19 protein-coding genes, 1 tRNA gene and 1 other RNA gene are annotated in these 18,884 nt (G+C 65.8%); 15 read left to right on the top strand and 6 right to left on the bottom strand.

All coding sequences use genetic code 11. The features are described from left to right. Positions 1–38: 38 nt before the first annotated feature. The 7 genes from ACWEKS_RS34095 to ACWEKS_RS34065 all read left to right on the top strand — a co-directional run bounded on the left by ACWEKS_RS34095 (position 39) and on the right by ACWEKS_RS34065 (position 7,134). Complete coding sequence (locus ACWEKS_RS34095; protein WP_452343914.1) at positions 39–1,658, top strand: Gp37-like protein; 1,620 nt, start codon at positions 39–41, stop codon at positions 1,656–1,658. A 52-nt stretch (positions 1,659–1,710) separates the two neighbouring features. Continuing rightward, positions 1,711–2,211, top strand: a complete 501-nt coding sequence (locus ACWEKS_RS34090) for a hypothetical protein (protein ID WP_452343913.1) — start codon at positions 1,711–1,713, stop codon at positions 2,209–2,211. Continuing rightward, positions 2,208–3,860 (top strand): hypothetical protein, encoded by a 1,653-nt coding sequence (locus tag ACWEKS_RS34085; protein WP_452343912.1) that lies wholly within the window; start codon positions 2,208–2,210, stop codon positions 3,858–3,860. Before ACWEKS_RS34090 ends, ACWEKS_RS34085 begins: the two co-directional genes overlap by 4 nt. Positions 3,861–3,938: 78 nt before the next feature. Then, positions 3,939–5,255: a peptidoglycan DD-metalloendopeptidase family protein gene (locus tag ACWEKS_RS34080; protein WP_452343911.1), complete on the top strand. Its 1,317-nt coding sequence runs from the start codon at positions 3,939–3,941 to the stop codon at positions 5,253–5,255. Continuing rightward, on the top strand, positions 5,252–5,488 hold the full coding sequence (locus ACWEKS_RS34075; RefSeq protein ID WP_452343910.1) for a hypothetical protein: 237 nt from the start codon (positions 5,252–5,254) through the stop codon (positions 5,486–5,488). The genes ACWEKS_RS34080 and ACWEKS_RS34075 overlap by 4 nt, the downstream gene beginning before the upstream one ends. After that, the gene (locus tag ACWEKS_RS34070; protein ID WP_452343909.1) at positions 5,488–5,781 is read left to right on the top strand and encodes a hypothetical protein; all 294 of its coding nucleotides are present in this window, start codon (positions 5,488–5,490) and stop codon (positions 5,779–5,781) included. The genes ACWEKS_RS34075 and ACWEKS_RS34070 overlap by 1 nt, the downstream gene beginning before the upstream one ends. A gap of 282 nt (positions 5,782–6,063) precedes the next feature. Next, the gene (locus ACWEKS_RS34065) at positions 6,064–7,134 is read left to right on the top strand and encodes a beta family protein (protein WP_452343908.1); all 1,071 of its coding nucleotides are present in this window, start codon (positions 6,064–6,066) and stop codon (positions 7,132–7,134) included. Here ACWEKS_RS34065 and ACWEKS_RS34060 read toward each other — a convergent pair. Next, positions 7,100–7,669 carry a sce7726 family protein gene (locus ACWEKS_RS34060; protein WP_452343907.1) on the bottom strand — a complete coding sequence of 190 codons (570 nt, stop codon included), beginning with the start codon at positions 7,667–7,669 and terminating at the stop codon, positions 7,100–7,102. The two genes, ACWEKS_RS34065 and ACWEKS_RS34060, sit on opposite strands and share 35 nt — an antisense overlap. Before the next feature lie 170 nt (positions 7,670–7,839). Here ACWEKS_RS34060 and ACWEKS_RS34055 point away from each other — a divergent pair, with 170 nt between their 5' ends. Then, the gene (locus tag ACWEKS_RS34055) at positions 7,840–8,790 is read left to right on the top strand and encodes a recombinase family protein (RefSeq protein ID WP_452343906.1); all 951 of its coding nucleotides are present in this window, start codon (positions 7,840–7,842) and stop codon (positions 8,788–8,790) included. Between the two features lie 53 nt (positions 8,791–8,843). Here the strand turns inward: ACWEKS_RS34055 and ACWEKS_RS34050 are convergent, their stop codons facing one another. From ACWEKS_RS34050 to ACWEKS_RS34035, 4 genes are all read right to left on the bottom strand, one after another. After that, positions 8,844–9,371 carry an MmpS family transport accessory protein gene (locus ACWEKS_RS34050; protein ID WP_452343905.1) on the bottom strand — a complete coding sequence of 176 codons (528 nt, stop codon included), beginning with the start codon at positions 9,369–9,371 and terminating at the stop codon, positions 8,844–8,846. Between the two features lie 247 nt (positions 9,372–9,618). Further along, positions 9,619–10,791 carry a tyrosine-type recombinase/integrase gene (locus ACWEKS_RS34045; protein WP_452343904.1) on the bottom strand — a complete coding sequence of 391 codons (1,173 nt, stop codon included), beginning with the start codon at positions 10,789–10,791 and terminating at the stop codon, positions 9,619–9,621. A gap of 139 nt (positions 10,792–10,930) precedes the next feature. After that, positions 10,931–11,019, bottom strand: a tRNA-Ser gene (locus ACWEKS_RS34040). A 54-nt stretch (positions 11,020–11,073) separates the two neighbouring features. After that, positions 11,074–12,171, bottom strand: coding sequence for a hypothetical protein (locus ACWEKS_RS34035; RefSeq protein ID WP_452343903.1), 1,098 nt, complete (start codon positions 12,169–12,171; stop codon positions 11,074–11,076). 99 nt (positions 12,172–12,270) lie between these two features. Between ACWEKS_RS34035 and ffs the strand changes: the two genes are divergently transcribed. Together ffs and ACWEKS_RS34025 are read left to right on the top strand one after the other, a co-directional pair. Further along, positions 12,271–12,365: signal recognition particle sRNA small type (gene ffs / locus ACWEKS_RS34030), an RNA gene on the top strand. Positions 12,366–12,505: 140 nt separating this feature from the next. Then, positions 12,506–13,813, top strand: a complete 1,308-nt coding sequence (locus ACWEKS_RS34025; protein ID WP_452343902.1) for an aminotransferase class I/II-fold pyridoxal phosphate-dependent enzyme — start codon at positions 12,506–12,508, stop codon at positions 13,811–13,813. A 167-nt stretch (positions 13,814–13,980) separates the two neighbouring features. On the opposite strand, the gene ACWEKS_RS34020 is transcribed toward ACWEKS_RS34025, so the two are convergent. Next, a complete protein-coding gene (locus ACWEKS_RS34020; RefSeq protein WP_452343901.1) occupies positions 13,981–14,823 on the bottom strand; it encodes a methyltransferase domain-containing protein in 843 nt (280 codons plus the stop codon). A gap of 88 nt (positions 14,824–14,911) precedes the next feature. On the opposite strand from ACWEKS_RS34020, the gene ACWEKS_RS34015 reads away from it, so the two are divergent. The 5 genes from ACWEKS_RS34015 (at position 14,912) to ACWEKS_RS33995 (ending at position 18,775) form a co-directional block, all read left to right on the top strand. After that, positions 14,912–15,490: an HhH-GPD-type base excision DNA repair protein gene (locus ACWEKS_RS34015; protein ID WP_452343900.1), complete on the top strand. Its 579-nt coding sequence runs from the start codon at positions 14,912–14,914 to the stop codon at positions 15,488–15,490. A 117-nt stretch (positions 15,491–15,607) separates the two neighbouring features. Further along, complete coding sequence (locus ACWEKS_RS34010; protein WP_452343899.1) at positions 15,608–16,303, top strand: hypothetical protein; 696 nt, start codon at positions 15,608–15,610, stop codon at positions 16,301–16,303. 158 nt (positions 16,304–16,461) lie between these two features. Continuing rightward, positions 16,462–17,184 (top strand): hypothetical protein, encoded by a 723-nt coding sequence (locus tag ACWEKS_RS34005; protein ID WP_452343898.1) that lies wholly within the window; start codon positions 16,462–16,464, stop codon positions 17,182–17,184. A 203-nt stretch (positions 17,185–17,387) separates the two neighbouring features. Further along, complete coding sequence (locus ACWEKS_RS34000) at positions 17,388–18,083, top strand: hypothetical protein (protein ID WP_452343897.1); 696 nt, start codon at positions 17,388–17,390, stop codon at positions 18,081–18,083. Between the two features lie 143 nt (positions 18,084–18,226). Beyond that, on the top strand, positions 18,227–18,775 hold the full coding sequence (locus ACWEKS_RS33995) for a flavin reductase family protein (protein ID WP_452343896.1): 549 nt from the start codon (positions 18,227–18,229) through the stop codon (positions 18,773–18,775). Positions 18,776–18,884: the final 109 nt, after the last annotated feature.

Below are 18,884 nucleotides of genomic sequence, written 5' to 3'. Positions count from 1 at the left end.
AGTACGACTGTATCCATGGATCGCTGGGGTGATCGCTGATGCCGCCGCTGCTCAGTGCCGACGAAGTGCGGTCGACGATCCTGCAGCAATCCGCGCAGCGGATTGAGGAAATGCGCCGCCCTCCGCGCATTACTCTCTGGGATAAGAACTGGCAGAATCCCGTGCCGCTGTTCGGTGTCGTCACCGCGTCCTTTGAGGAACGATTCAACGAGACCGGCGAGGGCGCGCTGGTCGTCCAGGCATCGAACAAAATCTACCGCCTGGTGATCGAAGATCTCGGCGAATACGAAGACCTGCACATTACCGCTGACATGTCCGGAAAGCGGTGGTCGGGGAAGTGTTCCGCGATTACTGATGGTGAAAAGTTCGGCGAGATCGGCAAAATCGAGCTGAAATTTTTGCACGAATTTGAGCATATTAAGAAAATAATCTGCTATAGTAACCCGCTCTTACCCCCGGAACTGCAGTACCCAAAAATGTACGCATTCCTGGGCCCGAGTATTTTCGGTGCAAAGACTTTATTGTTCTTGAATTTTTTGCGCCGATTTGCGCCATTGTGGGCGCTGCCGGAGGACATATTCAATCCGGGGTCGTGGTTGGCGAATCTCGACCCCAACAACTGGCCCATCGTGGTCATGCCGAGCGCGGGTCTGCTGTTCGACACCTCGACCTGGTCGGTGATCAGCACCAGGTTCGGCAATGCGTTCGACGTGCTCAGCCCCACGCTGTCCGATGCCGGGCTGCACCTGACCGTGCGCCGCTGGCTGCCCGGTGACCCTCAGCCGGCACCGGATCACATGCACCTGACCAAGCCCACGCTGCTGGTCGACGTGCTCGACAAATCCGGCTACGCCGGCATCACCGGCACCGCCCTCGACGGCCTGATCCACTACGTCACCTCGGTGGCCACCGACCTGATCAACCAGGTCGTCGAGGTGGTCGGCATCCCGGACGCGCCGGAGTACGGCGAGCCCGGCTACATGGGCACGACCCGCCCGTGGGTGGCCTGGCGCAACGCGCGCCGCACCGGGGTCTCGGGCATCGGCGAGTGGCAGGCCACCGTGCACAAAGCGTTGGCGGGCGCGATCGTCACAGGCGGTCACTCACCCGACTGGGTGAACACCGGCCTGAAACTCCTGGCCAACTCGCTATTGGGGTACATCGGCGCGATCTTCGGCAACCCCGGGCTGACGCTGGGCATCTTCGACAGCCAACTCGAGGACGTGGTGCTGGCCTTCCACCGCGTCGGCAACCCGGTCCGAATGGCCGAGATGGGCGTGAACGGGCCGCCTTTCGGCGAGTATTGGGAATCGACCGGTGGCACCGGATTCAGTCTCTCTGCGCTGCAGGCGATCCGGGTCGGCTTCGACCGCACAAAGGCTTTCCGGTCGTACAAAATTTCCGTCGTCAATGGCCAACCGTTCTGGGTGGGAAGGCATTTCGATGTCGGGGATAGGGTCGCCGCCGAGGTCGGGCGCAACGGCCGCTGGTACGTCGACCACGTGTACGCGCTGAAGTACGTGATCACACGCTCGCAGGCAGCGCGGTGGGAAATCAGCATCGGCGACGACCGTGCCAGCGACGACCCGAGCGCGATGCTGTCGCGGCACGTCGCGCAGATCAAGTCGCTGATCCAGATGGTCGGCGTGTCCAGCTGACCGCCTGAGCGTGGATACAGTGCCACTGTCACCTATGAATGGAGATTGGTAGATGGGCAAGCAGAGCGGCAAACCGAAGACGCGGCTTAGCTGGTCGGAGCGCTCCGACCGTCTCGATGGCATCCGCCGCGACCCCAAGACCGGCATTGTCTTCGCCCGCGAACATCAGCACCCGCTCAGCATGTGGTTCCAGTCGGTGCCGATGGGTCAAGGGCTGCCGGGCATGCAGGTCCCGTCCGAGGCATGCCATCTGTTCGCGATCCACGTATTCGACAACCTGCGCCTGCCGGCGCCCTCGCAGCCGCTGTACCGGCCGCGGCGAGACCCGAACGCGCGCCGCGACATCGGGGTGGAGGGTGTGAAGTGGGTGCCGATCGGTGACCCCGAGGAAGCCGAGACCGAGGACGCGAGCGAAGTACCGGCGGTCGTGGCCGACATCTCCGGCTACGACGACACGCAGATCGCCGCCCTGAAGGCTCAGATCCGTGAGGTCGAGCTGACCCGCAAGCTGATCGCTCAGGCCGACCAGCCCGACATCCACGGTGCCCCATGACATCCCCGAATTTCCCGGCCGATCCGGCACCGGCCAAGACCTACACCGCCAGCACGGTGGCCTCGCTGCAGCACGCTGACCGCGAGCAGCTGGCGATCGAGGACAACCAGGGCACCTACGATCTCGCCGAAGCTGTGCGCGGCCAGTTCTTCAGTGTGATCTATCAGCAGGTGCAGCAGATCCCGATCGTCGGCGGGCTGATCGGCGACATCATCGAGATCATCACCGGCGTCGAAGACGGCGACCTCAACGACCTCGGCACCTGGATCCACAACCTGGGCAATTTCGTCAACAACTTCATCGCCGCCGCCCTGCACGCCCTGGCCGATCTGTGCGAATGGATCCCGTTCGTCGGCGACGACCTGGCGTCGATCATCGACGGCATCGCCGACGGCATGAACACCGTGCACGCCACCGCGACCACCACCGTGCAGGGCATCACCGGCGGCAGCAGCGACCCCAGCCAGGTGGCCAGCACCGTGGGCAGCATTCAGGACAGCCTCGCCGCCAACTCCGCGGCGATCGCCGAGCTGCAGAACAACCAGACCGGCGGCAGCACCGGCGGCGCGTCTTATACGGTCACCTTCCCTGACACGATCCTGGGCAACCTCGGCCCGGGCTGGACACTCGGCGGGATGCCGACCGCGCTGTGGGCCACCGGCGGCGGGGTGGCCGGACTGCAGCCGGACAACGGCTACGCCAACGGCACCCGGTGGGCGCTGCACAACACGGTGATGCAGACCGACGACCACCACGTGATCATGGTCGCGGGCAACGCCGGAACGACCCAGTCGATGACCTCGCTGATCGTGCGCGCCGCCGCCGACATGAGCAAGTTCGTCTACCTCAACGTCTACAACGCCCGCGCCTATTTGGGGTGGGCCACCTGGAACGGCACCGCGTACGCCTACCACGACTGGGCCGACACCGACGACTTCACCGTGGCGGCCGGGAAGACCTTCACCCTCAAGGCGGAGGGCAACACCTACACCGCCACCCTCAACGGCGTGACGCTGCTGGCGCACACCGATGCCAGCGGGCAGGCCGCGGTCGGGGCGGCCTATCGATCTGTCGGCATGATGTCGAGCCAGTGGACCGACATTTTCGGCACCCCTTACACCGGCTGGAACGTCAAGAGTTTCAGCGCCGCCGACGTGTCCAGCCCCGCGGTCACCGGCACCGGCTGGTCGATTTACCAATCGACCTCGAGTGTGGCGCTGCCCTCGGGTGGTGGCTGGACAACCGTAGGCGCGGGCACCTTCGACGTGGTACGCGACGGGCAGTTGGTCAACTGCGACATCATCGATTTCGGGCGCGGCGTGGTGCAGATCCGCAAACCCGGCTGGTACCACGTCGCCGGTTCGGTGCAGGTCAGCGTGTATCAGGTCGCCCTGCAGTTAGGCATCTACTTCAAACCTGCTGGTAGCAGCAGCAAGAGCGTGGCCCGCTCTTTCCACTACGTCGACGGCGGCGGGTCCGGGGACAACACCGGCACTTTCAACGCGTCCACATCGAATGTGATGTACCTGCGTGCAGGCGACCAGGTTTCGCCCGCGGTGTTCTCCAATCAGGGCGGCAACCTGACCGGCAACGGGCCCGCCGGCACCGGGTACAGAACATATTTCGAGGGCGCGCTACTGAACGGATGAGGGTGTGGCCCGTATCCTCTGCGGTAGAACGCTGCTGGCTGCGGGCCGGGCACCCATTCTCGATCCGAGGGGGCCCGCATGCCGATCCGGTATCTGCCGCTGGCGCCGGGCAGCTACACCATCAGCTCACCATATGGGCCGCGCGACGGCGCATTTCATGCCGGCCTCGACTTCGCCGCCCCGATAGGCACCCCGTTCTATGCCCCGGTCGCCGGGGTGATCGTCGAAGGCGCCGAACGCGATGGCGTGCAGGGCTTCGGGAAATGGGTGTGGCTCGACGCCCAGACCGCGGCCGGTGTCGACATCATCATCGGCCACGGGGATCCCGCTGTGCGCGGCGGCGACCGCGTGCGCGCCGGCCAGCTGCTCGGCTACGTCAACACCCACGGCGAATCCACCGGCCCGCACGCGCACGTCGAGATCTGGACCCCGCCCGGCCGGCTCGGCGGCACCACCGTCGACCCCGCGCCGTGGTTCGCGGGCGCCCTCGATCCCCGTACCGCCGCGCCGGAAAGGCCCACCATGGATAGCCCCATTACTCGCGAAGACCTGTCCGACAACTGCCATTCCGGCGGTAGGTCGGTGTCGTGGATCGCGATCCACACCCAGGAAGGCGGCGGCAACGCCCGCAGCATCATCCCGTACCTGCAGAACCCGGCACCGGGTGGCGACCCCGACCGCGCGGTGTCCTACAACGCGGTGGTCGACGACCACGAATCGGTGCTGGTCGTGCCCTGGGACATGAACCCGTGGGCGGCGATGAACGCCAACCCGCGCGCCGATCACATTCTGATGGCAGGCAGTTTCGTGTCGTGGTCGCGCGGCAAGTGGCTCGAAACCGACGCATCCGACGGCGTCAATGAGGACGAAATGCTCACCCGCACAGCCGCTCTGGTCGCGTGGCGCTGCCTCGAGCGCGGCATCCCGATCGAGTACGTCGGCGGCACCGGCCAGACCCCGCCCGCCCGCCGAGGCGTATGCGGCCACGTCGACTTCGGGGCGTGGGGCGGCGGGCACACAGACCCCGGGCCCAACTTCCCGTGGGACGAATTGATCAGGCGCGCACGCGCTTTCGCTGAAGGAGACGACATGCCCAGTGCAGATGACATCGCCAAAGCCGTATGGTCGCAACGGATCCGCAAGCCCGGTGCCCGAGACGGTCAGAACGTCGATGGTGTGGACAACGAGACCGCCGGCAACATGCTCAGCTGGGGAGACCTGCACTCTGGTGGCGCGGTCGACCAGCTCGGCGGGCTCGGCAGCAAGGATCGCCGCGACGGCTCGGTGACCGGGTTCGAGCAGCTCGGTGGCCGCTCGGTGCCCGACGCCCTGGCCGCGATCGGCGAGCACCTCGGCATCGAAGGATTCACCACCCGCCCGGGCGGTAAGTCGTGAAACTGCGATTGCCTACGCGCGTACCGGAACCCGCGCTGGTCCGCACCACGCTCATGACGATCACCGCTGTCGCCGCCTATGTTCTTGGTCACCAGGTGAACACGCAGTGGGTCGAGACCGTCACCACGATCTACTCGCTCGTAGTCGCGCCGATGATGGCCGCCTACCTCACTCGCCGCGTGGTGCGTCCCACCCCCGAATATGTCGGGCGCCACATGGCACGGGAGACGTAATGGAGTGGCCCAGCGCGGAACTCGTGCAGGCATCCGGGCTGGCCGTCGGCTCGGTCATCGGCGCGGTCACCGCCTGGCAGGCGCGTGAGGTGAAGAAACTCCGCGGTCGTGTCGAGGTTCTCGAGGCTCAGGCCAAGACAGACCACAAGCTGATTCGGTCGGCGAGCAGGGTGATTCGGTCCTTGCTCGCTGACCGCGATGCCCTGCTGAACTTCATCAGCCTGCACATACCGGGCGCGGAGCCTCCAATTATGCGCACCATGATTCCAACTGAGTTGGATGAACATATCTAAGCCCTGCGGCATCACGTCGTGGAACCGCGGCATGGGGCGGGGCACGCGTGCACACCAACACCTCGGTGGGGACGTCTACACTAAGGGCGGCCGAGGATTTGCCTCGGCTTGGAACGCCGAGGCCCTGCCGGAGCGGACTCCAGCAGGGACTCGGGATTGTCCTGCCAGACTTCTCGATCCTAGCGCCATCGATCCTGGCTGTCTCAGCAGGTAGGGGTTTTGGGGTTCCGCGAGTTGCATCGCCTCCGGTGAGCCATGCAACAAACAAGGGACATACCCCAATTGAAGACGACGGCAACCACTACCTACTTCCCCGCGCTCAAGGGCAAGCTCGGCGAAATGCAGGCGCTAAAAAACCTGACACCAGTGCAGCGCGCGGCGACGATCCCGATCTTGGACCTTCCCATCGATGACACCGCTGATAGCTCGGAGGCCGCAGCGGCCGTTGACAAGTTCGCGAGCAAGCTCGGCCAGCATTACGACGCGACGAACTACGTAATCATCGATGCGACCATGACAGATCGGTCAGGTGCGGATGGAACGGAACGGGTGGTACATCTTCACCGCCACATGGCCGACGACCTCGCCGCTGTTCCTGTCGTCACGACGTCATCGTCGCCGGAGTTCCTTGCCAGTGTTTCCACTATCGCCGACAGCGAAGGCAACGGGGCATGTATTCGTCTCAGCGCCGAGGACATTGCGAACATCGCGCAGCTACCAATCGAGCTGACCCGGGTTCTGAGCGCATTGAACTTGCCCCCCAGCGCGGTCGATCTCGTCATCGACGTCGGTTACGTTGACGCTAGCTCGATTGCGATCAGCTCGGCGTTGATCTCCTCGACCATCCCGCACTTGCCGCACTTGCCGCAGTGGCGGAATCTGGTCTTGCTGTCAGGAGCATTCCCGGCCAGCCTGTCCAACCTGAGCGCCTATGTCCCCCAACGGTTCCTACGGTACGACGCGGAATTGTGGCGCCGTGTCGCTGCTGCTACCGCGGCTTCCCGGGTGTCTCAGTTCGGTGATTATGCGACGACCCACCCGATCTCTGGCGCACCGGTCGCCCGGCGCTCGGCGCCCAACCTGCGGTACGCCACAGGAAGCGAGTGGTATTGCCTGCGTTCGGATTTGGACAAAGTGCTGGCCAACCAGACCTATTACAGGATTTGTCAGCAGCTGCGGGACGAGACGCCCGTCGTTCTCCGGTCGGATACGTTCAGCTGGGGTGACAGCCAGATTCATCGTAGCGCCGGCTCCATCGGAGGTCCGGGTAATGCGACGAGCTGGAAGGCATGGGCGACCTCGCATCACCTCACGGTGGTTATTGAGAATCTCGCCAACACTGGCGCTCCTTAAGCCGCTGCCGAACTAGGTCGCGCAACTCTTCACGATCGATAACCTCGGTGAGGCGGGTCCAAACCGCCCATCGAGGCTTCGACCTAACCCCACGATCTGCATCACGCGCTGCCAGCTCTTCGAGCGCCTCTTCGCGCCACAGCAGCTGGGCCAGCGCCATCGGCTCAACATCCCGGTTAAGCCGGGGCTCACGGTCAACCTCTAGCCTCACCGAATCCCCTGCCATCGTGGCTATAGTCAATCCCCACCACGGCTTGATGATCGACGCCGACGCGTGGGCGTGATTCCCAGCGACAACCAACACTGCGAAGTCCAAGACCTTCGAGTACACCTCGACCTGTCGTGGGAGACGGCGCAGGTTGTCGCGGGCACTCTTGAGCTCGAACCCAGACAGCGAACCGTTGACCACCGCTATATCTACGCGTACTTCTCCGCACAGTCCGAGTTCGTCAAGGATCAGAGTGTCATCGATATGTGCAGAGTGCTCGACCTCCAGCTGTTCCCGTACCGCCGTACGGACATCGACATCGCGCATGGCAGGAACAGTACTGGGTGATCCTTTGGAACGGAGAACCGAAAACGGCGGTGTGTTCGTCGCGCGAATTGTCCGTCCACCCAAGTCTGCGAAGCAGGCAAGCGGGGCCGGCGCCGGCCACTAGTAATGTGCCTACTACGGGTGACAGTTGGCGGTCGGGAAGGGTGACAGTGTCGCGTGCGTATGGCTGGCAGGCCGACGGCAAGACCATCGAGCCCGCCGAGGCGGCCGAGGTCCGCGAGCGGTGGGCCACGTATCTGCTCGACCAGGATGCCGATCCGCAGCCGAGTCTGCGCGGGCTAGCGGCCGACCTGCAAACCCGCGGGGTGTCGACGGTCGCGGGTGGGCCGTGGTCGCCGACGGTGCTGCGCCGCGCCCTGGTCGCGCCCCGCATGATCGGCTGCCGCTTCGATGGCGACGGGCAGCTGGTCGACGCCGGGATGGAACCGATCCTGGACCGCGATACGTGGGATCGGCTGCGCGCGCTGCTGTTGGATCCGGCCCGCCGGAAGTTCGCGGCCTACCGGAGCACGCCCTACCTGCTGCAGGACAAGCTCGCACGCTGCGATGTCTGCGGCTATCACCTGACCTACGCCCCGAACGGTGACCGCGATCCGGGCTACACCTGCAGCAGCTGCAACACCGTCGCGATCAAAGCGGGGCTGATCGAGGCCGACATCACCGAACGCGTGCTGGCGCGGCTCACCGATGCGACCTATCGCCGCCAGCTCGGCCGCGCCCTGGCTGCTGCGGGCACGGTCGAGGATCAGCAGCGCGTCATCGCCGAGGTCGGCGAGCGCCTGGCGCAGCTCGGCCAGGACTACGCCGAGGGGCTGATCGACCGGGCCACTCTGCTGGCCGGTACCGACCGCGCCCGCGCCACCACCGCGGCGGCAGAGCGGCTGATCACCGCGCTGTCGACCGCTGGGGATCTGCCGGGCCCGTCGGTCGATGACGTGCTGGCTTGGTGGGAAGACGCGAGTATCGAGCGCCGTCACGCGATCGTGGCGCTGCTGCTCGACCACGTGGTGGTGAGGTCGTCGGAGGGGCGGCAGGTGCGCGGCGCGGATCGCCTCGAAATCCATTGGCGGACCTTCGAACCTATGAAGCGGTCGCGCTAATGCGGACGGCCCCAACATTCGTCGGGGCCGTCCAGGTCAGATCAAATCGGGAGCTACCCGGTTGCAGTGCAGCTCACCACCGCGTACTTCCCCTTAGAGGTCTGCTCGGTCTTCACCGTGCCGTCCACCGTGATTCGGCACGTGATGTCCCCGGTGCCACCGTTCTGCGCGGTGACGCCCACGATCGCGAATGTCGAGTCGTTGACCACCTGTTTGGACCAGGGAAGATCGGCCTGGGTTTCCTGCTGCTGGCCGTTGTCGCTACCGAAGTAGGTGATCGAGTTAGCCGAACCCGACGGCGAAGTCACCTCATACAGAACAGTTTTCGTCTTGCCCTTGCCTCCTAGCGGGGCCGGGGCGTTGGCTGCAGACTGGATCGAGGTGGTGGCTGCGTCGACAGCTTGGCTTACTTTCTTACTGGCAGTGCCGACCGCGGCGAAGCATCCGCCGAACAGCAGCACAACCAAGCCCAGCACGACCCACGGCCAGACCTTGCGCTTCTTCGGCGGCGGCGCGTACTGCGGCTGACCGTAGGGCTGCTGATGCTGGCTGGGCCAAGACTGATTCGGAGGTGTGGTCATCGTTTTCCTTGTAAGTCAGCGGGGTCCGCGCACCCCGGAAGTAGTGTCGCCCCGGTTCCCTGTCAGGGCGACACTGATAGATCCTGGGGCACTTTCGGTGCGTTAGCGGTAACTGAGTAGTCGCCGCCGAGTAGGCATAAGACGTCATCCCTATGGCACATACCGTCTTATGCAGCGCGCGGCGGGCGCAGTCCAGCCCAACTGTTTCGCCACCATCGGCAGCAGCACGCCCGCCGCTACCGCCGGGTCATGCCGCTACCCCAGGACGCAGCGCGACCACGCGTGCCGGCGCCGTAGGGATCGCGGGCACATGCGCATTCAGCAGAGCACCGATCGCCTCGGCTGCAGCCTGGCCGGCGTCGCGGTCGAGGTGGCCGTACCGGTCGACGGTCGTGGTGATGGATTCGTGGCCGAGGTGCGCCTGGATCACCGGCAGCGGGATCCGCGCGACGATCATCCACGACGCGCAGGTGTGCCGAAGGTCATGTATCCGTGGCGATTTCCCGCGCAGCGGATCGGCGGGGTCGTTCGCGAGCAGCTCGAGGGTGGGCACCCACACCGACTTGTAGAAACTGCTGATCTGGACCGGGCCGCCCTGGGAGTTGGTGAAAAGCCAATCGCTGTAGGCGCGTCCGGTCAGCGGCAGCGCATCGAGCAGGCCGCGGTCGACGTTGATCGTGCGCTTCGATTTTTTCGTCTTCGGCGGCCCGAGTACCCGTTTGCCTCCGGTGTACTTCCATGCCTGCCGGATCCGCACGGTCCCCTTGGCGCGACTCACGTCACCGACCCGCAGCGCGGTCGCCTCACCCCACCGCATACCTGAGGCCACCAGGAACCGCACCAGCAGCTGCCATTCCCGCGGGATTGCGTTGTGCAGCGCGGCGAACTCGTCTGCTTCGAGGAAGCACATCTCGGCCTGGTCGATCTCGGGCAGCTCGGATTCGCCGCATGGGTTCGTCGCGATCAGGCCCTTCTTGCACAGCCACTTCATCAGCCCGCACAAGAAGCCATGCTTGTTCGCAATGGTTTTCGCGCTGTTGCCCTTGGCGGCGAGGTGGTTGATCCACTTGCTCACCATCTCGGCGGTGATCGCATCCACCGGAAGGTCCGGGGTGAAGAAAGTTTCGATGTCGTTGCGCATGAACCGCTCGTAGCGCTGGCGGGAACCGACACCGATTTTCGTGCGGCTGGTGATGTAGTCGGCGCCGGCCTGTTCCAGCGCGGGGCACGTGCTGTCGCGGTCCTCGGCGCGCAGCATTTCCAACGCCATCGCCGGGCCGCGCTCGTTGAATATTGTGCGCCATCTCACGGCGTCGGAGTAATCGGTGAATTCGATGCTGGGCTGCTTGCCGTTGTGGCGATATTGCAGCTGGTGAGTGGTGTTGCCACGGCTATCTGTCCGTGTGCGGATGCTCGCCATCAGTGTGGTCCTTCGGTCGTCGTTGCACGGAGCGTCCGACTTCCCGCTGGTACCACGTTCACAGGCGGCTGTTGCCGTAGCTGTTGCCGTGGGCCCCTGGTCAGGACCATAAAAACCGGTCCTGACCAGGGCGTTTCCCTGGCGGAGGATAGGGGATTTGAACCCCTGAGGGCTGTTAACCCAACCCGCGTTCCAGGCGAGCGCCATAGGCCACTAGGCGAATCCTCCGTCGAGCAATATACCGGGTGCCCCCCTGGTGGAAGCAAATGCCGTGGTCGGGGGCTACTTCTTCTTCAGATTGGTGAGGGCTTTCTGGGCCTGGTCCTTGCAGACCTGGGCGATCTCGTCCTTGCTGACGTCCTGGCCCTTGGCCATGCGCAGGCGGATGTTGACCTTGACGGAGGCGTTGTCGTCCTTGACCGCGACCGTGTAGTCGGTGGTGGTCCAGTAGGTCCAGTCGTCGACCTTGGCCGACCAGTAGCCCGCCTCGCCGATGCCGTTCACGTCGCCGGCGGTGCGGCCGCTGCCGGTGGTGCCGGTGTCGGACGTCTTCCAGGTGTCGTATTCGGGCTTGTTGTAGGCCGTCGACGCGCCGCTCAGGAAGGACACGTCGAGGGTGAGGTCGGCGGTGTTGGTGGTGTACTTGTCGGTCTTGCTGGCCTCTTCGTTGCCGGCGCGGCAGTCGAAGCGCCCGCCCGAGTAGTCGGTGGGCTTGGTCTCGGAGTGCTCGGGGGTGCCCTTGGAGGTGGACACCCACTTGCTGAGTACCGAGGTGTCGATCACGCTGCAGCCGTTGGTGACACCGTCCATCGTGTACTTGCCGGCGTTCTTCTTCTTGTCGTCGCTCAGCGGCGAGGGGCCGTCGCCGCCGGAGAGGGCGACCGCGCCGATGATGACGCCGACGATCACCACCAGGCCGATGACACCGCCGACAATCCAGCCGGTCTTGCTGCCGCCCGAGCGGGGCGGCTGCGCCGGGTAGCCGTAGGCGGGCGCGATCGGCGGGGTCGGAGGCGGCGGGGCGTACTGCTGCTGGGGGAAGCCGCCGGACATCGGTTGCTGCGCATAGCCCCCGGAGGCCGGTTGCTGCGGGTAACCGCCCGGCATCGCCTGCTGCGGGAATCCCGCCGACATCGCCTGCTGCGGGAATCCACCCGACACCGCCGGGTAGCCGCCGGAGGGCTGACCGGTCGAAAGCGGCTGGGCGGGCGGCGTGTATGGCGGGATGCCGCCGGCGTTGTAGTTCAGCATGGTCGGGTCCGCGCCCTGGACCGGTTGGCCGGCGTCGGTTCCGCTGGGCGGTGTGGCCCACCACTGCGCGGTTTCCTGGGCTTTCGCCGGGTCGTGCGGCCCACCCGATCCTGGATCGGAACTCGTCATCTCGTCTTTCCCCTCCGGAATTTCGCGGGTGACCCCGCTTATCGCAGGCATCGTATCGACCCGATGGCGCACGGGGTGCGGTGAGCCGCTACACTGGCCGACGGATCCAGCGCGGCGCGCATCCTGTGAACTCCCCCAGGGCCGGAAGGCAGCAAGGGTCAACGGGCTCTGCCGGGTGCGCTGGGTCCCCTTTCATTTTCGGGGCCCGATCGGGTGGCGGCGGAACTGTATATATCCCTGCCGAATCGGCGCGGCCGCCTAGTAACGTGGTCGGTTGGGTTCGCGGTGCGCGCAACCCTGGACAAACATCCCACGCCATTGGAAAGGCTGTCAGATGCCTCGGCAGACGCAATTCGGTTTGATGAGCCATGCGGAACTCGTGACGGAACACGAGACGCAGACCGCGAACTACGCGAAGCTCAAGACCGAGAAGCTGACGCTGGACATTACGAGGGGAAAGCCCTCGCCCGAGCAGCTGGACCTCTCGCAGGAACTCCTCGAGCTGCCGGGCACCGCCGACTACCGCGACGCCAACGGCACCGATGTGCGCAACTACGGTGGTCTGCACGGCCTGCCGGAGCTGCGCGCGATCTTCGGTGAGCTGCTCGGCATTCCGGTGTCGAATCTGCTCGCCGGCAACAACGCCAGCCTGGAGATCATGCACGACCTGCTGGTGTTCTCGATGCTGCACGGCACCGCCGATTCGGTGCGCCGCTGGGCCGACGAGCCGGTGCTCAAGTTCCTGTGCCCGGTGCCGGGGTACGACCGGCACTTCGCCATCACCGAGTCGCTGGGCTTCGAGATGATCCCGATCCCGATGAAGGGTGACGGCCCGGACACCCACCTGATCGCGGAGCTGGTGGCGTCCGACCCCAGCATCAAGGGTCTGTGGGCGGTGCCGAACTACTCCAACCCGACCGGCGTCACCTTCTCCGAAGCCGTTACCCGCGAACTGGTTTCGATGCCGACGGCCGCGCCGGACTTCCGCCTGTTCTGGGACAACGCCTACGCGGTGCACCCGCTCACCGACACCGCGGAGCCGGTGCTGGACGTGCTGGGCCTGGCCGCGGCGGCGGGGCACCCGAACCGCCCGTTCGTGCTGGCCTCCACCTCGAAGATCACCTTCGCGGGTGCGGGCGTGAGCTTCTTCGGCTCGTCGACCGCCAACCTGGAGTGGTACCTGAAGCACCTGGGCAAGAAGACCATCGGCCCGGACAAGGTGAACCAGCTGCGGCACCTGCGCTTCTTCGGGGACGCCGAGGGCGTGCGGGAGCACATGCAGAAGCACCGCGCCATCCTGGAGCCGAAATTCAAACTGGTGCTGCGGATTCTGGAGGATCGGCTGGGCGCCTCGAAGGTGGCGTCCTGGACCGAGCCCAAGGGCGGCTACTTCATCAGCCTGGACGTGCTGGAGGGCACCGCGAGCAAGGTGGTGGCGCTGGCCAAGGACGCGGGCATCGCGCTGACCCCTGCCGGATCGTCCTACCCGTACGGAAAGGACCCGGAGGACAAGAACATTCGCATCGCGCCCAGCTTCCCGTCCGAGGGTGAGCTGGAGCAGGCGATGGACGGCCTGGCCACCTGCGTGCTGCTGGCCGCGTCCGAGAAGCTCATGAACTCCTCCGCCTCCCCGAGCCTTTAGCGGGCGGCTCGGGTGCTGTGACCGGTCGGCAACCCGTGCCGGCGGTTGGGTGCCGCTAGCATTTCGGGGTCCCCGATGAGTTACCCTCGAGCTCCGAAATCAGTTGTTGCGAAACATTTTTCGCGCGTCGGGCGCGCACCGAAACCGGTGCGCGCCCGGGCTGTTTCTCAGTGCGGCTTGTGGGCCAGCACCGCGAAGATGGTCACCGACAGGTGGATGTCGCCGCTGGCGGCGCCGGCCTCCAGGTCGGCGAGCAGCTGGTCGCGCTGGCGCTCGGTTATGGCGCTGCGCGCGACGGCCCGATCCGCTACCCGGGCGAGGAGCGGGCCCGCACCGACGCGGCCGTCCTGCACCAGCGCGTGCGAGCCGATGTCGTCGACGACCAGCCCGGCCTTGGTGAGCTGACCCGCCAGCCGGCGGCCCGCGTAGGGATTGGTGGTGCCCGCGATCATGGTCTCGATGACCTCGTGCACCACGTGCCGGTCGCCCGGATGCACGATGGCCGTGCCCCAGTCGCTGTCCATGACCACCACGCGCCCGCCGGGGCGCAGCACCCGGGCGATCTCCCCGGCGGCCCGGGCGGGTGCGGTGAGGTGCTGGAAGACGCGCTCGCACAGCGCCACGTCGAAGCTCTCGCTGCCGACGGGCAGACCGTAGGCGTCACCGCTGACGAATTTGGCGGCGGATCCGGCCTGGGCGGCGCGGCGTTCGGCGGCGCTCAGCAGGTGCGGGTCGGGTTCGACGCCGAGCGCGGTGCCGGTGGGGCCGACCAGGTCGGCGAAGGTCAGCACCTCCGACCCGGAGCCGGACCCGATGTCGACGGCGCTCTCGCCGGGCCGGGTGGCCAGGGCCTCGTGGGCCCAGGCGCGCAGGCTCCGGATGCCCGGCAGCGCTGCCTGGAGATCGTGAACGTCGACGAGCTGGTCTTGTCCATCGCGGTCGAAACGGTCCGGTCGCAGTCCGGACTCAGCGGCAGGGTGCGCCGCGGCTCGCACTGAAGAATTTGCCATGGTGTCGGGCATGGCCGCAGCCTAGTCCTTCTGCGGGCACGGCGTGACCCGCGTCACCGCGACCGGGGATGAATGGGATGATCGATGCATGGTGAGCCGCACGCTGTGTATTGCGCAGGAATCCGATGCCGACGAGCTGCTTTCGACCGATGATTTCGCCCTGTTGGTCGGAATGATGCTGGATCAGCAGTTTCCGATGGAGCACGCGTTCCGCGGCCCGTGGAAACTGGCCGAACGCATGGGCGGGTTCGATATCCACAAGATCGCCGCTGTCGATCCCGAGGAATTCGAGGAGCTGGCCGCGACTCCGCCGGCCATCCACCGCTACGGGCGTTCCATGGGCCGGCGCGTCCAGGAGCTGGCTCGATTCATCGTGGAGAACTACGACGGCACGACCGCGGCGCTCTGGACCGAGGGTGATCCGGACGGCAAGGAAATCCTGAAGCGGCTGAAGAAGCTGCCGGGTTTCGGCGATCAGAAGGCGCGGATCTTCCTGGCGCTCCTGGGTAAACAGCGCGGGCTGACCGCCAACGGCTGGCGCGAGGCCGCGGGCGCGTACGGCGAGGACGGTTCCCGCCGCTCGGTCGCCGACGTCACCGATGCCGAATCCCTCACTCAGGTGCGGGAATTCAAGAAGCAAGCGAAGGCCGCCGCCAAGGCAAAGTAACCGGTGTCCGGTTCGCCCGGATCGAATCAAGCTGGTTTTTAACCTCCAGAAACCTGGGAGGTTGCTTAATGCTTGCCGCCGACAGTTCAGTTCGCGGCAGTGGGAAGCAGTACCAGCATGAAGATGAGGAAATTCGCCGGAATCGCGGCATTGACGATCGCGGCGACCGGCGTGACCGCCGGAACCGCCTATGCCGGTCCGGCCAAGGCCGACGATGGCGCGATCAACTACACGGCCCAGACCACCGATGCCGGCACGGTCATCCGGACCGACGCCGGTTCGATCGTGGTCGAGGACGGCGCGCTGAAGATCAAGGCCGCCAATGGCACCACCGTCGCGGGCACGGAATTGAAGTTCCGCGTCGACGAATTCGAGTTCCCGATCGCGGCGCAGGTCAGCGACCGCACGGCCACCCTGACACCGCAGCTCGACGTGGACCACGCGATCTACAAGCCGGTCGCGCTGCCCTACGAGGACCAGGCCCCCTGGAAGACCCAGTACGACCGTGAGCAGGCCGCCTGGAACCGCCTGCGCGACACCATCAGCCTGGGCGCGACCGTGGGCACGCTGGTCGGCGGCCTCGGCGGCGCGGCGCTGGGCTGCATCGCGGGCATCGGCGTCGGCCTGGTAGCCACCGGTGCGCTGGCCACCCTCTTCGGCGCGGGTCCGCTCGCGGGCTGCGTGGTGGGTGCGGCCACCGTCGGCTTCCTGGGTACCATCGGCGGTCAATTGTTCGTCACGGCTCCGGTCGCGATTGCCGCTGCGTTGCAATACTTCACGACTATCAATCAGCCGTTCACGCCCGCTAAGTAGGCAATTTCGGCAACCGATGGGCAAAGGTTCACCGGCAAGGAACCAACGTGCCACGTTGTGTTTGAAAAGCCGAGTTTCCATCACAGCGTCCCAGGGCTACACCTGACCTTGTTGCCCTGGGACGCATCCGCTCATCACAAGAGGAATCCCGAATACACATGCGTCTCAAGAATTTCACCGCAGCGTCTGCGCTCGTGGTCGCTGCACTGGGTGTCACCGCCGGTACCGTGAACGCCGCGCCGGCCGCCGACGACAACGCGCCGATCAACTACACGGCCACCAACTCCGAGACCAACACCGTCATCCACACGGATGCCGGTTCCATGGTCGTCGAGAACGGCAACTTCGAGATCAAGGCCGCCAACGGCAACGTCGTCGCCGGCATGCCGCTGAAGGTGCAGGTGGACGACTTCACCTTCCCGATCGCCGCGGACATCTCGGACCACACCGCGACCCTGACCCCGCAGTACGACATGGACCACGCGGTCTACACGCCGGGCAACGTCAAGGACGTCGCGCTGCCGTACGAGGACCAGGCTCCGTGGAAGTCGGACTACGACCGTGAGCAGGCCGCCTGGAACCGCATGAAGGACACCATCTCCACCGGTGCCACCATCGGCACCCTGGTCGGTGGCCTCGGCGGCGCGGCCGTCGGCTGCGCCCTGGGCTTCGGTGTCGCCGGTCTGACCTCGATTCCGCTGGCCACCCTGTTCGGCGCGGGCCCGATCATCGGCTGCCTCGTCGGCGCTTCGACCGTCGGCTTCCTGGGCACCCTCGCGGGTCAGCTGTTCGTGACCGCGCCGGTCGCCATCGCCGCCGCGATCCAGTACTTCTCCACCATCAACGGGCCGCACATCTCCGCTCCGGCTCCGGCCAAGTAAGAGCGTGGTTCTATAAGAGCGAGGGGCTCTATAGGCATCAGCAAATACCTCATCGGGACAGCCCGCTCGGCCGTATGGCCGGGCGGGTTTCCCATTTCAACTGTTCACCGCGCCAGCACCCCGGATCCATATCTCGTTCGGGTCGGCCCGTTTCGATCATTCGGTCCACACCTGCGGACTGTCTGATGAGGAAACAAAGGGAAATGCGCTTCAAGAATTTCGCCGCGACCGCGGCGCTGGTCATCGCCGCCATGGGTGTCACCGCCGGCACCGTCAATGCGGCCCCGGCCGCCGACAATGGCGTGATCGATTACGCGGCAACGACTTCCGACACCAACACCATCATCCACACCGATGGTGGCTCGATGGTGGTCGAGGACGGCACCTTCAAGATCAAGGCCGCCAATGGCACCGTGCTGGCCGGCCTGCCGCTGAACTTCCGGGTCGACGACTTCGAGTTCCCGATCGCCGCGGAGATCGCCGACCACACCGCGACCCTGACCCCGCAGTACGACACGGATCACGCGGTCTACAAGCCGATCAACCTGCCCTACGAGGACCAGGCTCCGTGGAAGTCGGACTACGACCGTGAACAGGCCGCCTGGAACCGCCTGAAGGACACCATCTCCACCGGCGCCACCATCGGCACCACGGTCGGCGCGCTGGGTGGCGCGGCCATCGGCTGCATCGCCGGCATCGGCGTGGGTCTGGTTGCCACCGGCGCCCTCGCCACCCTGTTCGGCCTCGGCCCGCTCGGCGGCTGCATCCTGGGCGCCGCCACCGTCGGCTTCCTGGGCACCATCGCCGGTCAGCTGTTCGCGACCGCGCCGATCGCCATCGCTGCCGCCTACAACTACTTCGTCACCATCAACCAGCCGCACATCGAGGCGCCGAAGTAATCATCGCGAGGATCTCCGACCCCCGTCCGGCGCCTGCCAGGCGGGGGTTTCGCATTGTCCCGCAACGGGATCGCGGCCGCCGACTTGCAATCGAGGTGAATGCAATCCTGTCCTGGCGCGTACGGCGGTGCTGAAGTGGGGCAATGGGCGAGCTGACCTCGATTCACGGCGCGGCTGCCGCGCTCACTCCGGTCGACGGGACCGATCTGCGGCGGACCTTTTCGCACTTTCCCAGCGGGGTGGTGGCCGTGTGCGCACGCCTCGGCGGGACACCGTACGGCTTGGTGGCGAGCACCTTCGTGCCGGTCTCTCTGGACCCGCCGCTGGTGTCGATCTGCATTCAGTATTCGTCGGAGACCTGGCCGCGGCTGGAGCAGGCGAGCCGTTTGGGCCTGAGCCTGCTCAGCAGCGAGCAGGAGCCGGCGGCGCGCGGGCTGAGCTCGCAGCGGGGAGACCGCTTCCGCAATATTGACCTGCACCTCGGGAACGGGAACGCGGCGTTCGTCGCCGGGGCCACGGCATGGCTGGAAACCTCGGTGCACGAACAGGTTCCGGCCGGTGATCACGCGGTGGTGCTGCTGCGGGTGCACCGGCTCGGCACGCACCCCGATTCCGAGCCGCTGGTCTTCCACCGCAGCGGTTTCCGCGCCCTCTACGACCGGGCCCCCGAGCGCGACGAGGCCGCGGGCTGATTTCCCCGTTTCCACCGGAATTCCGGAAAACGACTGTCATGCAATTGAATTCACGTTGATCGGGACCGGCGACATAGGCCGTCGGAATTCGTAGTGTCGTCTACACCAT

The organism is Nocardia sp. NPDC004711 (genome assembly GCF_053601595.1).
The sequence above is the reverse complement of the archived record's forward strand: the minus strand, read 5'-3'. Positions and strand labels throughout refer to the sequence as shown.